General features: G+C 46.2%; 10 protein-coding genes. 6 read left to right on the top strand and 4 right to left on the bottom strand.

What is annotated here, in order from left to right:
• Positions 1–114: 114 nt before the first annotated feature.
• Genes codB through codA form a run of 3 tightly spaced genes read left to right on the top strand, consistent with a single transcriptional unit; the run spans position 115 to position 3,808 of the window.
• Entirely contained in the window at positions 115–1,371 is a 1,257-nt protein-coding gene (gene codB, locus LRQ06_RS17700; RefSeq protein ID WP_232768366.1) for a cytosine permease, read from the top strand.
• Between the two features lie 2 nt (positions 1,372–1,373).
• On the top strand, positions 1,374–2,549 hold the full coding sequence (locus tag LRQ06_RS17695) for a PucR family transcriptional regulator (RefSeq protein WP_232768365.1): 1,176 nt from the start codon (positions 1,374–1,376) through the stop codon (positions 2,547–2,549).
• 8 nt (positions 2,550–2,557) lie between these two features.
• A complete protein-coding gene (codA, locus tag LRQ06_RS17690; RefSeq protein ID WP_232768364.1) occupies positions 2,558–3,808 on the top strand; it encodes a cytosine deaminase in 1,251 nt (416 codons plus the stop codon).
• A gap of 73 nt (positions 3,809–3,881) precedes the next feature.
• On the opposite strand, the gene LRQ06_RS17685 is transcribed toward codA, so the two are convergent.
• Complete coding sequence (locus tag LRQ06_RS17685) at positions 3,882–4,886, bottom strand: substrate-binding domain-containing protein (protein ID WP_232768363.1); 1,005 nt, start codon at positions 4,884–4,886, stop codon at positions 3,882–3,884.
• Positions 4,887–5,141: 255 nt separating this feature from the next.
• Between LRQ06_RS17685 and LRQ06_RS17680 the strand changes: the two genes are divergently transcribed.
• Positions 5,142–5,291 carry a hypothetical protein gene (locus tag LRQ06_RS17680; RefSeq protein WP_232768362.1) on the top strand — a complete coding sequence of 50 codons (150 nt, stop codon included), beginning with the start codon at positions 5,142–5,144 and terminating at the stop codon, positions 5,289–5,291.
• A gap of 81 nt (positions 5,292–5,372) precedes the next feature.
• Here LRQ06_RS17680 and LRQ06_RS17675 read toward each other — a convergent pair whose 3' ends face one another.
• Positions 5,373–8,456: a beta-galactosidase gene (locus LRQ06_RS17675; protein WP_232768361.1), complete on the bottom strand. Its 3,084-nt coding sequence runs from the start codon at positions 8,454–8,456 to the stop codon at positions 5,373–5,375.
• Between the two features lie 276 nt (positions 8,457–8,732).
• Here LRQ06_RS17675 and LRQ06_RS17670 point away from each other — a divergent pair, with 276 nt between their 5' ends.
• Positions 8,733–10,835 carry an alpha-galactosidase gene (locus tag LRQ06_RS17670; protein ID WP_232768360.1) on the top strand — a complete coding sequence of 701 codons (2,103 nt, stop codon included), beginning with the start codon at positions 8,733–8,735 and terminating at the stop codon, positions 10,833–10,835.
• A 159-nt stretch (positions 10,836–10,994) separates the two neighbouring features.
• Complete coding sequence (gene melB / locus LRQ06_RS17665; RefSeq protein WP_232768359.1) at positions 10,995–12,362, top strand: melibiose:sodium transporter MelB; 1,368 nt, start codon at positions 10,995–10,997, stop codon at positions 12,360–12,362.
• Between the two features lie 129 nt (positions 12,363–12,491).
• Here the strand turns inward: melB and ggt are convergent, their stop codons facing one another.
• Positions 12,492–14,237 carry a gamma-glutamyltransferase gene (gene ggt / locus LRQ06_RS17660; protein ID WP_232768358.1) on the bottom strand — a complete coding sequence of 582 codons (1,746 nt, stop codon included), beginning with the start codon at positions 14,235–14,237 and terminating at the stop codon, positions 12,492–12,494.
• Between the two features lie 149 nt (positions 14,238–14,386).
• Positions 14,387–16,141 (bottom strand): M14 family metallopeptidase, encoded by a 1,755-nt coding sequence (locus LRQ06_RS17655; protein ID WP_232768357.1) that lies wholly within the window; start codon positions 16,139–16,141, stop codon positions 14,387–14,389.
• Positions 16,142–16,230: the final 89 nt, after the last annotated feature.

The raw sequence follows: 16,230 nt of genomic DNA, 5'->3' as shown, positions 1-16,230 counted from the left end.
CTTTTGGTATAGGTTACTATTACTTTTACATACCAAATGACTAAATCCAAATAAAGCAAAACTGGCACGAACCTTGTTATTCACACTGCATCGATAACAGAAAGGAGTAGAACAATGCAGGGAGATAATGATTTTCCGCTCAGCGAGGTTCCCGATTCAAAACGAAAGGGAATGCTCTCGATGGCGGTTATTTTACTTGGCTTCACTTTTTTTACCGCAACCATGTGGGCTGGTGGCAACATCGGAGCAGCATTTCCCATCAGTGAATTGCTATTTGTCATAGTTTCAGGAAACCTTATTCTAGGCCTCTACGCTGCAGCATTAGCTGTTATTGCCCATAAAACTGGCCTGAATACCGTTTTGCTGGGAAGATACTGTTTTGGAGAATACGGAAGCAAACTATCGGATTTTGTTCTTGGATTTACTCAGATAGGCTGGTATGCATGGGGAGTAGCCACCGTTGCCATTGTTCTGACAACATTACTTAAGATCAACGAATCCTGGCAAACACCTCTGATGATTCTCTTTGGCTTTGGATTTTGTATCACCGCATCTATTGGCTACCGGGCGATGGACATATTATCAAAAGTTTCTGTTCCGCTTATGTTAATTTTTATTGCTATTAGCTTTTATCAGGGATTAATCGATGTCGGTGGCATTAGCAATTTATTCAGTATAGAGCCTACAACGTCAATGACAATAAGCTCAGCGATTACTGTGGTTATAGGAACGTTTATCAGTGGGGCTACTCAGGCAACCAACTGGAGCCGATTTTCCAAAACCGGGAAGATTGCCATCGTAGCCACACTTATTGCTTTTTTCTTTGGTAACGGGCTGATGGTTTTCATTGGTGCTTACGGTGCTTTGATTTATAAACATGCCGATATTGTTGATGTTCTGGTCGCACAGGGATTCATGCTGGTTGCTGTTCTGATGTTATTTGCGAACTTGTGGACAACACAAGACAATACGATTTATAACTTCGCAGCCGCAGGATGTAATTTATTTCGTTCAGAGAAACGCCGGATGATTACTGTTGTCGGTGCCGGAATTGGTACCATTCTGGCTATCTTCGGGATGTACAATTACCTCATCCCGTTTTTAATACTGCTTGGGACCTTCATTCCTCCTATTGGTGCCGTCATTATGACCAATTTCTTGTTTGTTTACCGTTCAAATTTACCTAAGCTGTCGGACGTGGTTTTACCCCGGTATAACTACACAGGACTGAGCGCTTATGCCATCGGTTCACTGGCAGCCTATTTCTCTCCGTGGATGCCACCAATTATTGGAATGGTCTGTGCGAGCATAAGTTATATGGTACTGAGAACAGTATTTTCATCAACAGAAATCCCGGTTAAAACAAATTAACCATGTTGACTGTTCGTGATATCCCTAACATTCAGGGCCTGTCAGACATAAAAATAATTGCAGGACAGAACCATGTAGAAAACCGCATTCGTTGGCCTTATGTTGCTGAGGAATATCAGCTAGAGCCCTGGCTAAAGGGAGGAGAAGTTGTCTTCATTACCGGTATAAACAGATGTTGGTATGATGACGACTTCTCACGTTTGATCGATATATTAAAACTAAAAAATGCGGCAGCTGTCATTGTATTAACCGGTTCAAAGCACATACCCAGCCTTAAGCAATCATGGCGGGATTTGTGTGATGAGAAGCAAGTTCCTTTATTGGAACAGCCCTATCACCTGCCAATGGTTACCGTAACCGAGCGAATATCGAATGCCATAATACAAGACACCTTTTCCCAACGTTCAAAACAATGGTTTATTCAGCAGCTTATTGACGCGAGACTACCCTCAGAGAACACCACTATTGACCAGGCCGGACAAATGGGCTTTCCGACCGATGTCAATTTATCTGTTGCTTTAGTTTTACCCGGTAGTGAACCGGATACAAATACCGATGCATGGTACTTTGCATTATGTGAATTTTTAACCCGACACAAGAGTCCTTTCCCGGTAATCGAATACCGGGCCGGATGGATCTTATGCCTGCCGCAACTGACAACAGATCCGCTACCCTATTCCATTGAAATCTGGGAAGAATTACAATTTTTTTTAAAATCACATCAGTTTGAAGCATCTATTGGTGTCAGCGACGGGTCCCGTATAGAGTATCTGCCCAGAATGGTTTCAGAAGCAAGACAATCCGCGGCCTTTGCCTCACAACATATTCCCGGACAGGTTCATCATTACCAGTCTTTTGGATTACAGCGATTATTTGCATCAGTAGAAGATACTGACCTACTCTACGATTTCTGCCGTCGATATCTGGGCGATTGTTTTCTTTGTCAGGAAGAAGAACTCGTTACTGTAAAGCAAACCATGATCCACTATTTTAATAACTTGTGTTCTCTGAGAAAAACCGCCGAATCACTTAATATTCACCGTAATACCGTGACCCACAGGCTTAACAAATTTAAATCACTGACTCACTTATCTCTGAATGAGCCAAACACAAGACTGTGCGTTCAGAATGCACTTCTAATGGAAGCATTCATCCTTCCTAAATATGATAAAAAATAAGGAAAATTATGAAGATTATCAATGCTCGCCTACGCAACCAGCCCGATTTATTTACTTTGCATTGTGACAAGGGCATATTCACCGAAATTGAGCGACAGGAAGCCCCGATAGAATCCGAATGCGATATCAATGCCAACCAGAACCTGCTGTGTAGCCCTTTCGTTGAACCTCATATCCATCTGGATGCGGTACTGACAGCCGGAGAACCCAGATGGAATCTTAGTGGTACGCTATTTGAGGGCATTGAGTGCTGGGCCGAAAGGAAAAAACTGCTCAGTATTCAGGACGTTCAAACACGAGTTCTGAAAGCTGCAGAGCTACTGATTAGCCAGGGTGTTCAATACATTCGCACACATGTTGATGTTACCGACCCTGATCTGACCGCACTGAAAGCCATTCTCCCACTAAAAGAAACACTATCACCTTATCTCGATTTACAGGTAGTTGCATTTCCTCAGGAAGGAATCCTATCTTTTCCTGATGGAAAAACATTGATGGAAGAAGCCATCAGACTGGGCGTCGATGTAATCGGTGGTATACCTCACTTTGAATTCACACGTGAGTATGGTGTCGAATCAATGCGATGGATAATGGATCTTGCGAAAAAAAACAATAAACTGGTCGATGTTCACTGCGATGAAATCGATGACGGAAATTCACGATTTTTAGAAGTACTGGCAACCGCAGCACTGGAAACCGGAATGAACTATAAAGTGACCGCCAGTCATACGGTTGCCATGCACTCCTATAATAATGCCTATTGCTCAAAGTTATTCCGGTTGTTAAAAAAATCTGGGATCAATTTTGTTTCATGTCCGACAGAAAACACTCACTTACAGGGGCGATTTGATGAATTTCCGAAACGACGTGGTATAACCCGAGTCAAAGAACTAACCGCAGCTGGGATGACAGTCGCTCTTGCTCAGGATTCAATTCAGGACCCATGGTATAGCCTGGGTAACGGAAAATTACTTAGACAAGTGGATTTTGCACTGCATGCCTGTCACATGATGGGATACGATGATTTCAAAGTCGCATTGGACTTCATCACTTCTAACGGAGCCAAAGTGATGAACATAACTGAACGCTATGGCATTGAAGAAGGAAAACCAGCCAACTTTATTATCCTGAATGGTGAAGATGATGTATCTGTAATCCGCGAGCAATCCGAAGTATTGTGGTCAGTCAGAGAAGAAAAAATTCTTTTAGAACGCCAACCTGCGAAAATTCGTCAGCTAAAAACACTTTTACAACATTAGCCATATCATCAATTTATCCGGTAATAGCATATCAGCAAATGAAGCGCAGTCTTTTCACCGGATACTCCTGTACTTAACTAATGCAACTCACGGAACTGCGGCGAATTAAAATTGGCATAAAAAGATTATTCACCCGATGATGCAATGGCTTATTACTAACGAGTGATAAAGATAGCTTTACCGCTTCCTGAGCCATTACCTGAATCGGGTATTTTATGGTGGTCAGGCGGGGATAAATGCAGCTTGCGATGTATCCGTCATCAAACCCAACGATCGACATTTCTTCCGGTATATTAATCCCATTTTCCTGTAACATTACCATTCCACCAGCAGCCATATAATCGTTATATGCTGCCACAGCGGTTACCGGCATATTTTTAGCAATTAAATTACTCATGGCCAACTCCCCTCCCTGTTCATCAGGCTCACCATAAGCAATGTATTCCTCTTCCGGCTCAATGCCATTATCTTTAAGGGCTGCGATATATCCGGATTTACGGTCATACGCATCATCAATTGAGTGGCTGGAGCACAAATAACCTATGTGTTTATGACCGTTACGAATAAGGTATTCTGTCGCCATGTATGAACCACGATAATTGTCCAAAGCAATACACCGGGATTCGATTCCAACCACATTTCTATTGATAAGAACCATTCCGGGTATCTTGCCCGCTAACTCAATCAATTCTTCATCATGAAGACCTTTGCTGTGAACAACAAGCGACTCACAATGGCTATCGAGAAGCAGATTAATGGCTTCCCGTTCTTTCCCGGCATTATGATAACCATTACCAATCAGTAATCGTTTTTTGTGCTCAATAGCCACAACGTCAATGGCTTTAACCATCGCGCCAAAAAATGGTGATGACACATCATTGACAATAACACCAATGGTATTTGACGACTTGGTAACCAATGCCTGTGCATTAATATTCGGACGATAACCGAGTTTTTCCATTGCGGCATTCACCGCTTTCACAGCCGTTTCGCTGGTGTACTGCGCTTTATTAATGACCCGTGAAGCCGTAGTTACCGATACGCCGGCTTCTTTTGCCACATCCTTAATTGTCGCCATCGTGATTAACTCTAACGTCTTATTTTTGTTTCATTTAACAACGTCAATTCCCGTAATTCAAATACTGTCAGGCAAGAATAACCCAGCGATCATGTTTTTAGCGGTATGTTGTACAAAACATAAGTCCAAAAGGCTGAACAGGCCCTGATTGTATTCAAAAGAAAAAGCCTCAGATAGTGAACATTAAAAGTTGACCAACCTCACAAAAATAATCATAATTGGGATAAAAATCACACAAAATAAGGTTACGTTAATATGGAAGCCATCATTAAAAATGGGAATTTCCCAACCGCTCAATCCGACACTAAACAACCCGCATCAATGGTAAAAGAGCTGCTGTCGATAGCAAAAACCGGCCTCTTTATCAGTGTGGTTGTTGCCTTCTACGCCTGGATGTGGGTTTAACAACCAACGCAACGCACAGCCCCGGAATGAGGCTGCTTTGTGAAAGCGTTGAAACGGTTACCGGTGCGATTACCGGCAGCCTCAACTGCCAATGATCACGGAATATTGATAGGTTTTTTCCGTTAACTGAAATTCCTTATGCACACTCGGAGTCCAGGAATCGTCCCCCCCAATCCCCATGTGACGGTGGTCAATGCGGATATATACCTGAGATTCCGCTTCCAGTTCATTCGTATGCTTAGCTTCAGATAACTGTTCTAATGAATAACGGCTTACCCTGAATGAAAAGTCACCGTCAAACGTCATTTTCCCAACCTGCAAGGTTTGTGTTCCGCAGCGAAGCCCGCAATCTGAAGGAAAGATATAGGGCGTATGCATGTCTTCAACCGGCTTCGTATACACACCAAAACGCGCTGCAGCCTTCCGGTCAGGGTAATTTTCAAACGGCCCTAACCCTTTCCACGTGACATTGTCACAGAGTTCAGCCGGTAATGATAACTCCAGACCAACACAAGGCAGTGACGGTAAATGGTCAGCCAGATTCACCTGCACATTCAGGTGTACCTGACCTGAGTTGTAAACATCATAGCGCCACTCGGTGATCGCCATTATGTCATCCCCCCGGTAATACGCCATTTTGGAAAGTACTCTGACCGCATTCGTTAACGTTTCACAGGAACAGTGGAAGCAACGTCTCTCCCAGGTTGTTATCCCGGCATGTTCCCAGCGGCAAATCCAGGCATTCGGATCAATGTTATCCACCTCACTGATGCCAATATCATTATCCAAAGGAGCACGGTAAAAATTATCGCGCATTGGCTGTAATAAACGGGCGTTGCCATCCACAGACCACTCAGTTAACAGCCCGGACTCTTTATCCCAGCGCCACTGGTATTTCTCATCCTGACTGAAAACGTAGATGCCCTGGTGATTTTGTTCAGAGAGCGGTACGACGGAGGACGGTGATGCCGGCAGACGGAGTCCGCAATAATTGGTCAATGCAAACTGCTCAGAAGCGATTACATGGCCTTTCGGAGCCCAAATCACGCTCTCGGATAAACAAATATCCGTATTTAAATGGTATCTGGCCCCACTTTTTTGCTGATAATTCAGCGAGACCGTCAAAACCTCAGTCGAACCGGGCTCAATATCCAGTGCCTGCTGACCGGACAAAATAACCTGACCATTTTCCAGTACATGCCAGTGTAATTGCTCGTTATCCGTTTTTCTGAATACGTTTTCATTGGTCACAGACAAACGAATCTGGCTTTGATCAAGCTGGTTAACGTCGACGGTCACCATTCTCTGGCAGTGTCTGGCTTCTTCGATCGTCGGATGCGGTGTGCGGTCCGGGAACATCAGTCCGTTAATACAGAACTGACGATCGTTAATGGTATCGCCGAAGTCCCCACCGTATGCCCAGTACTCATTGCCCTGTTCATCCACTTGGGTTATTCCCTGATCGACCCAGTCCCAGATAAAACCGCCCTGAAGTCTGGGGTAATCTCTGAAGGCATCCCAGTACTCATGAAAACTTCCCAGACTGTTCCCCATTGCATGTGCGTATTCACATAAAATTAAAGGCCGGTGCTCATCGGGCAACGATATCCATTTTTTGATTGCCCACTTTGGTACCGCTTCATCTTCTATCGTTGAATCCACCCGTGAATACATTGGCGTCACAATGTCTGTCGCCGTTGAATCCGCGCCCCCACCCTCATACTGTACGGGACGCGAAGGATCGTATTCTTTAGACCAGGCGTACATCGCATTGTGGTTGCATCCATGGCCCGATTCATTACCCAGCGACCAAACCAGCACTGAAGGGTGATTCTTATCCCTCATTACCATTCTCGTATAACGGCTCATAAACGCATGAAGCCAAAGCGCGTCGTTCGATAACCGGTTCATCGGTTCCATTCCATGCGTTTCAATATTCGCTTCATCCCAGACATACAAACCGTATTCATCACAAAGCTCATACCACCGGGGATGATTGGGATAATGCGCCGTACGGACAGCATTAAAGTTGTGCTGTTTCATCAGACAAATATCCCGGACCATATCTTCTTCCGTCATAACATGACCCAGCCTGGGGTGATGTTCATGCCGGTTCACCCCCCGGATCAAAAGGGGCTTCCCGTTCAGTAGTAGCTGGCCACTTTTGATCTCGACTTTTCTGAATCCAACCTGACAGGCTTCACTTTCAATGTGTTGCCCATTTTCATCTAACAGTGAAACCACCAAGCGGTATAAATCCGGTGATTCTGCTGACCATTTTTTCGGATATGATACGATTAAAGACTGAAAGATAACGTCACTGTATGATCCGCGTTCATCAATGCGCCGATTATTCGGCTTATTTACAACCGGAACAGTTACCGGGAGCTCGCCATCAAATAATTGTATCTGCACCTGATAGGTCTCAGGTGCAGATATAGTAGTCGAAACAGAAAGCGTACCATGCTGATAACAGGCATCCAGATCCGGTGTAACGGAAAAATCTTCGATACAATACTCAGGTTTTGATAGTAGTGTGACATCACGAAATATCCCACTTAGCCACCACATATCCTGGTCTTCTAAATAACTGCCATCCGACCAGCGCAATACCATCACCGCCAGGGTATTACTGCCACAAACAAGAAATGGCGTTAAATCGAATTCTGACGGCAACCGGCTGTCCTGGCTGTAGCCAACCCAGTGACCGTTACACCACAGGTGAAATGCTGAATTGACGCCATCAAAAATAATTCGCTGGGTATGGTTCAGATCGGTTTCCGTGAAATCCACTTTTTTCAGATAGCATCCGGTTGGATTCTTTTCAGGGACATACGGGGGATGGCAATCAAAGGGATACTTCACATTGGTATAGATGGGCTTGTCGTACCCCTGAAGTTGCCAGTTAGAAGGCACCTGAATATCCTGCCAGTCTTCACAACGAAAACCGGGTTCAATAAACTCAGGAGTGACACTTTCCGGTGATTCGAAAAGTTTAAATTTCCATGTCCCGTTTAAAGACGTACGTTGTGCATGCTTTGCCTCTAATGCATGACGAGGAGAGCGGTAACCCGATAACGGACTGTGTGCCTTTAAGCAATGAATCTCGACCGACTGAGCGTTTTCCCAGTCACGGTTATTTATAACTTCAGAGAATGACTTCATAGTTAACTATCCAAACTTCTGTTTCTGCTTACATCAGTATAAACATCATCTGGAAACGTTTTCATGATAAGTTAGACATTTTGGTTGTTTTTTATATGAATAGATAAATAAAGTGATTTTTATCACATAAAAATGACCATTAAGTCATTAAAAAATCAGAAATTCACAATTTTACATGGTAACGTTTCCATATTTGTATCTGGTTCACAGAAACAAATACCAACTTAATTACTATATATACCCAAGCGGGCATCGTTATGTCACACGGAGAAAGAAATGGTCGAGCTCAGTGGTAAAAACAGTCAATTAATTATTAAGACCGGCGACGCGCCTGAAATTATGTATTGGGGTAAAAAGCTCCGTCACTATTCAGACGACTACAATGTAACACTTTCCAGACCGGTCCCTTATGGACGGTTAGACGCAGATGTGCCACTCACCCTAAGCCCGGAATTGGGGAGAGGCGTGTTTAGCAGCCCCGGCATTGAAGGCCACCGACATGGCCATCACTGGGCTCCGGTCTTTATCACACAAGGTGTTGTACACGGTGACGGGCAACTGACCATTGCAAGTACGGATGAACTTGCCGGCTTAGCATTGAATACGGAACTCACCATTGACGAAAATGACGTCGTCCGGATTCGCCACACCCTGAAAAATACCGGTGATACGCATTATCAGGTCAACCGTCTGGCCTGCACTCTGCCCTTACCGGCCAGAGCCGCGGAATTAATGACGTTTTATGGCCGTTGGTTGCACGAATTTCAGACTGACCGGCAGAGTCTCAGACAAGGCGGCTATCAACAGGAAAACCGTCGTGGCCGGACGTCACACGAGCACTACCCCGCTTTGGTTGTCGGCACACCGGCGTTTAATGAATTACAGGGAGAAGTCTGGGGATTTCATTTTGCCTGGAGTGGCAATCATCGCATGCGGGTTGATGTCAAAGCCGACGGTCGTCGCTTCCTGCAGGCCGAAGTGATTTACTTCCCCGGAGAAATGAGCTTAGCCCCCGGGGAATCACTGACCACACCATGGCTGTATGCGACTTACAGCGCCTCCGGACTCAATACGATGAGTCATCAGTTTCACGAGCATGTCCGCCACACCATTCTTGACCGTGAATTTGCTGCAACCCCCCGGAAGATTCATCTCAATACCTGGGAAGGCATTTACTTTGCTCATAACCCTGAGTACATCATGTCGATGGCAACAGAAGCGGCAAAAATGGGCGTCGAAAGATTCATCATTGATGATGGATGGTTTAAAGGACGACATGATGACACCGCCGCCCTCGGGGACTGGTTTCTGGATGATGAAAAATACCCGGACGGCATCAAACCGGTGATATCTCATGTCAAACAACTGGGGATGGAGTTCGGCTTATGGTTTGAACCGGAAATGATCAATAAAGACTCAGACCTGTACCGTCATCATCCAGACTGGCTGCTTGCGGTTCCGGGTTATGATCAGCCGACCGGGCGGCATCAGTACGTCATTGACTTACAGAACCCGGAAGCTTTTCATTACCTGTACAATCGCCTGGAGCATTTTTTGTCTGAATACGAGATTGATTATATTAAGTGGGACATGAACAGAGAGATCGTTCAGCCCGCCCATCAGTCTGTCGCTTCAGGCTACAAACAAACACAGTGCTTTTATCAGTTACTCGATAAAGTCAAAGCCCGTTTCCCACAGCTGGAAATCGAGTCATGCGCCGCCGGAGGGGGCCGCATTGATTACGAAGTCCTGAAACGGACCCAACGATTCTGGACCTCAGACAATAATGATGCACTGGAAAGACAGGCTATTCAGCGTGGCATGAGTTACTTCTTCCCGCCTGAAGTCATGGGTTGTCATATCGGTGCCGCCCACTGTCACAGTACCCGTCGGCAACATTCGATTGAATTTCGCGGTATAACCGCCTTATTCGGACATATGGGTATCGAACTTGACCCGGTCAGCGTGTCTGATGACGAAAGAAATGGCTTTGCCCGTTACATCAAATTACACAAAACCCTCCGACCGGTTTTACATTCAGGCGATACCTTACGGTTACCGACTGATGACGATGCCCATTTGGCTCATGCAGTCATATCGAAAGACAAATCCGACGCCATCGTCATGATCGCTCAGTTAACCATGCCAACACACGCGCTTAGTGGCCACCTTAAAATTCCGGGATTAAAACAGGACGCACTCTATACGATTTCTGTTATCGATGCGCCTGCTAATCTGGAAGGCATTGTGAATTATCAACCCCCCTGGATTCATTCAGACTGCCCGGTTTCCGGTGAATGGCTGCAAGAATCCGGGTTATCCATGCCATTGCTCGATCCGGAAACGGCCCTGCTGATTCACATCAGAATCGCTGGCTGAACCGGTTCACCGGTTTTATTTATCTTCATCTGGAAACGTTTCCAGATAATATTGAGACACAATGAGAAACTTAAAAATAAGGAGTAGTGGCTCGTCAACATTCAGTCTGATTATTAAAAAACATAAAACTAAAATAGTAAAAAATGAAAGGAACATCCTATGTCGGAACACGTTACTCTACAAACCAAATTATCCTATGGATTGGGGGCACTGGGAAAAGATTTAGCCTGTGCACCTATCTACATTTTCCTGATGTTTTACTTCACAGACGTCGCCAAATTACCCGCCGCGTTTGTCGGTTCGGTCTTCTTAGCCGCCAGAATTATTGATGCCATAACGGACCCTATGATGGGGGTTATCGTGGATAATACCCGCTCCCGGTTTGGTAAGTTTCGCCCGTGGATCGTCATAGGAACCCTGCTGAATGCCGTTGTACTGATCGGGTTGTTCAGCACACACCTGTTTCATGGAACGGCACTGTATATTTACGCGGCCGCAGCCTACATTCTTTGGGGGCTCACCTACACCATCATGGACATCCCATTCTGGTCAATGATCCCCGCCATTTCCAACTCCCGGCAGGAAAGGGAAAAACTGGTTGTCTGGCCCCGGTTGTTTGCCAGTATTGCCTGGTTCGTGACCGGATCTTACGGGCTGTCTATCGTCGGAAAACTTGGTCATGGCAATCAGGGAGACGGATTCTTTGATGTCGCGGTACTCATTGCGATCCTGTTTATATTAAGTGCCTTTCTTGTCGGCCGGAACGTTCGTGAACAAAAATCGGTCTCCACCACCAAAACCGAAAAGTTCAATTTTAATGATATTCTTTCTATCATTGGACAGAATGATCAGTTAAAAGCGCTTATCGGTTCTGTCCTTACTTTCCAGATTGCTAACCTGCTTGTCGGTGGATTTGCCATCTACTATTTCACTTACGCTTTGGGTAACGCAGACTTATTCCCGGTTTACATGATGGTTGCCGGTGCAGCAGAAATTGCCGGTGTGTTTCTCTTCCCCCGCATTGCGGCCAGATTACCAAGGAAACACCTTTGGTCCATAGCCTGTGGTTTCCCGGTTATTTCCTGCTTTATGTTGTTTGTCATGAGCTACATTGCCCCCAATAACCTGATTATCATCGGCTTCGCCGGTGCCGCAATCAAGTTTGGTGTCGGTATTGCCAATGCATTACAGACCGTCATGCTGGCCGATGTGGTCGACTATGGCGAGTATAAAACCGGACGACGCAGTGAAAGTGTCATTTTCTCCGTTCAGACCATGCTGGTAAAATTTGCCGGAGCGGCGGGCGGATTCATTGTTGGTGTCGGCTTATCTTTTATCGGCTATGTTCCTAACGTCACACAATCAACCGACACCATCGTCGGTCTGGAATTTATGATGATTGGGTTACCTGTGATCATGATGCTAATCAGCGGCTTCATTTATAAACGGTTCTATCGCCTTCATGAAGGGTTTGATAAAAAAGCACTGGGTGAACCCGAGGCGGAAAAACAGGAAGCCATCGTATAGCATCCCTGTCGTGCTCCCGCAAATACCACAATAGATGAAAAACAAGATAAGAAAGGCGAACCTCGGTTCGCCTTTCTTCATTAAACGGCCTTTAGATATGATCAGTTCAGACATGGGTTCAGGATGGTATCAATCCCCCATTGCAACGCCCTCCCGACGAGGATCCGCGCCGCCCTGCAGCTTGCCGTCAGTGAAAACAATCCCCTGAAGACCGGAATTTAAATCTCTGATCTGAACCTGATAGCCCATTTTCTTGAGTGCTGCCTTATACGTCTCAGCGGAGGTGCCCGCTTCAAGCTCGTAGGTACCAAAACGATTGAGTAAATGAGGACTCGATATCGCCTGTTGAATATCCATGCCCCAGTCAAGATTCGCAATCAGTGTCGAAGCCACGTAGCCGATAATTTGTGATCCACCGGGAGACCCCACCGCCATATAGGGTTGACCATTTTTCATCACAATGGTCGGAGACATAGAGGAACGCGGACGTTTCCCCGGCTCGACCCGGTTGGCAATCGGATAGCCGTTCGCATACGAAGCAAACGAAAAGTCCGTCAGTTCATTATTTAACAAAAAGCCATGAGACATGATTCTTGAACCAAACCCGTTTTCAATGGTGCTGGTCATGGAAATAATGTTGCCAAACTGGTCGGCAATGACAATTTGTGTGGTACAAGGTAACTCAATTGATTGATCATCAGCCTGCGCAACCCGGTTCTTCCACGGAGGGTCTCCGGCAGAGACGGACGCCAGTGCTTTTCCGGGCTCAATCAATGCCGCTCTCCGGGCTAAGTAGGCTGGGTCAAGCAACCCTTCCGGCATCGGGACATAATCCGAATCGGCCATGTACCGCCCCCGATCCGCAAACGCCAGACGAGAAGCGTCACCAATAATCTGCCAGGATTTTGGGTTATCTGCCCCAAGCGATTTCAGATCAAAATGGCTGACAATACCCAATATCTGTCCGACGGTTAAGCCACCGGAACTCGGAGGCCCCATCCCACACACATTATACTGCCGGTATGGCGCGCAAACGGGTTCTCTTTCAATCACGTGGTAAAGCGCAAAATCCTGTTCCGATAACACGCCCGGGTTGTCTTTCATATGGTTGACTTTGGCGGCAATATCACGGGCAATGCTTCCATGATAAAACGCTTTCTCCCCTTCTTTCGCCAACCGTTTTAACGTATCGGCGTAAGCTTGGTTAACCAGAAGATCCCCCGTTAACAGCGGAGAGCCATCTTTTTTGAAAAAATACGCTTTGGTGTCCGGATAACGGCTCAGCCTTTCCATATCATCGGAGATGGCCCCGGCCAGACGTTGCGATACATGAAACCCGTTTTCCGCCAGTTGTTCTGCCGGTTTAAAGAGTTCCGCCCATGGCTGTTTGCCATATTTTTGGTGCATCGTTGCGATCAATTTTACGGTACCTGGGGTACCCACCGAGCGGCCGCCAACAACCGCATCATAAAATTTCAGTGGCTGACCATTTTTATCCTGAAACAATTCCGGGCGGGCTGCCATCGGTGCGGTTTCCCGGGCATCGTATGTCGTCAGTTTGTGCGTCTTACCGTTGTAATACACCAAAAACGCCCCGCCGCCCAATCCGGAAGACTGGGGTTCCACGAGGCCCAATACGGTTTGTACGGCAACTAAGGCATCCGCCGCCGTCCCGCCTTTTTTCAAAACCTCATACCCGGCTTTCACCGCCAGAGGATTGGCCGCCGCGACCATAAATTTATCGGCAGTAACGAGGTGCTTTTGTGCAACGGAAGTGGTCGATTCAGGCGCAACGGCATCGGTCACCTGAGGGGAAGCCTGAATTAATGAAGAAAAAGCCAGTAACGAGGCAATCGTGACTATCGGTTTATTCATAATTGTCCTTAATTTTATAATGTGTTTGTTCCATTCAAACGTCATTTATAGCCATTATAGCGAATTGCTTTCATTATGCCCATCGTTGCCCATGAGCAATTTTGGGAAAAATCACCAGAAATAAGAATATGGCCGCCGGCATCGGTGAGCTAGACCAATGACTGATAAATTCGGTAAGCCGCCAGTACCGTTGCCGTCTGTATGGTATGTCCATCGATAAAATCCTGTCCATAGATGGTTTCGTCCGGGTATTCTGTAATAAGCTGCAGCGGAAACTCATAGTCGGTCACCGGAGACAAAATGCAGGGATACCGGTTGATCATTTTAAAACCGGTCTCTCCGGCATGACGCTGGTATGTGTTAATGTGTGAGCGATTCATTTTCATGACGTCCGGATATTCATTTAGCGCCAATGTCAGTTGCCCGATGAAACGTTCCGCCAGCGTTGCCCAATACGGTTCATCTTTATAACGCATGACAAGAAAAAAACCTTTGGGGATGGTCCACATGGCAAAACCGTTTGGAACATAACCGGATAAAGGACGGGTCCACTCATGACTGGGATATCCGTGCAAATTAATGTGCAGGTCCGCGCCACTTCTTCCCCTTGCCTGAATACGAATGTTTTTCTCATAAAAAGGGCTCTGGGTCCGGTATTCCAGATCGTCACCCAATGCGGTATATCTCGCCGCGTGGTGTATATGGTAAGGACTCTCCCGGATGTATTTCTGATGCAGCGCATACCCGTCCGGATTACTCAGAGGGGCGACAATAAAGTGGGCCTGCTCCCCGCCATCCAATTGCCCGGCGGCCCGTAACGCACCGACAACCCCGGTCGTCTCATTGGCATGTTGTCCACCACTGATCATGACCGGCTTATCGGTGCCGGTACGATACCGGGCAAAGACTTTCCTGCCGGATGGCGTGCCCACAGAAAATCCCTCGCCGGAAATCTGATTCAGCTGGTTTTCAATCACAGAAATGGGAAGTGGCCTGTCGGCTTCATTCAACCGTATGTCATCCGCCTGATCGCTCTGCTCATTTCTCTCATAGGTATCTTGCCGGATGTCAATTCGGTATTCATGGGCTGAGCCATACGTTATCTGAGGGACAATCTGCCCCGGCTGACTGTTGCGGGCGGTGAGATCTTTTCCTTCTTTGTATTTAAACCATTCCTGCAATGTAAAATAGATATCCTCATGCAAGACTTCCTGAAGGCTGACGGATTCATGACCGTACCCGACCGGCTCATCTTCAGCCGGAACCTCAACCCTCACCCGGAGCTGCTCAAAATAGGGCGACTGCTGTGGCCATTCATGAGTCGAAACCGCCTTGATGATCGTCTCAAAAGCCAGCTCAAAGTCCGTTTTCAAACGTTCATCTTTGATACATACCCCGGATTCATCGAATGCTCTTATCCAACCGGTAGGCGTCTGAATTTTTTCACCGGTAACACTGAGATGAATATGATTGGGAGCAAAAACCGTTCTCAGTTCGGTTTCCCGGTTTTTACGGTGAATCCGTACCTGATAATCGGTGGAAAATTGATGGGATGGAATAAAATCCAGTTGTCCATCTTCGATCAACCCGGCTAAAGGATAACTTTCCAGAAGAAACCGGTTTTCTGAGGCGACCAATCCCTTAGGGTAAATCACCTCAACCCGTTCAAACCCGCGTTCATCGATAAACAAGGTTTCGAGAAAATAATGCAACAGAGGTTTATACGCACTGAACATCCGGGCCTCAATGCCCAGATGTTCTAATGATTGCTCAGCCAGGCGACGAGATTTCTTATCTGCAAACACCCAGACATGAACCCGGGCCGGACGATCAGAACGGACGGAAAATTCATCCAACAGCTGACTTAGGGTGGTTGGTAACGAACCGGAATAAATGGTATTCATCAAAAGACGGTCTCAGACGGTAAATGGAAAATAAAATACAACGAGACAACAAATTAAACCAGAGAGAAAAACGTATTTGGAATAAAGAG

This window comes from Vibrio salinus, from assembly GCF_021272385.1.
Lineage (GTDB): Bacteria > Pseudomonadota > Gammaproteobacteria > Enterobacterales > Vibrionaceae > Vibrio > Vibrio salinus.
This window is presented reverse-complemented; position numbering and strand designations above follow the sequence as displayed.

Coding starts and splice junctions, on each gene's coding strand:
- codB (WP_232768366.1), top strand. CDS start 115: ATGCAGGGAGATAATGATTTTCCGCTCAGCGAGGTTCCCGATTCAAAA.
- LRQ06_RS17695 (WP_232768365.1), top strand. CDS start 1,374: ATGTTGACTGTTCGTGATATCCCTAACATTCAGGGCCTGTCAGACATA.
- codA (WP_232768364.1), top strand. CDS start 2,558: ATGAAGATTATCAATGCTCGCCTACGCAACCAGCCCGATTTATTTACT.
- LRQ06_RS17685 (WP_232768363.1), bottom strand. CDS start 4,886: ATGGCGACAATTAAGGATGTGGCAAAAGAAGCCGGCGTATCGGTAACT.
- LRQ06_RS17680 (WP_232768362.1), top strand. CDS start 5,142: ATGGAAGCCATCATTAAAAATGGGAATTTCCCAACCGCTCAATCCGAC.
- LRQ06_RS17675 (WP_232768361.1), bottom strand. CDS start 8,456: ATGAAGTCATTCTCTGAAGTTATAAATAACCGTGACTGGGAAAACGCT.
- LRQ06_RS17670 (WP_232768360.1), top strand. CDS start 8,733: ATGGTCGAGCTCAGTGGTAAAAACAGTCAATTAATTATTAAGACCGGC.
- melB (WP_232768359.1), top strand. CDS start 10,995: ATGTCGGAACACGTTACTCTACAAACCAAATTATCCTATGGATTGGGG.
- ggt (WP_232768358.1), bottom strand. CDS start 14,237: ATGAATAAACCGATAGTCACGATTGCCTCGTTACTGGCTTTTTCTTCA.
- LRQ06_RS17655 (WP_232768357.1), bottom strand. CDS start 16,141: ATGAATACCATTTATTCCGGTTCGTTACCAACCACCCTAAGTCAGCTG.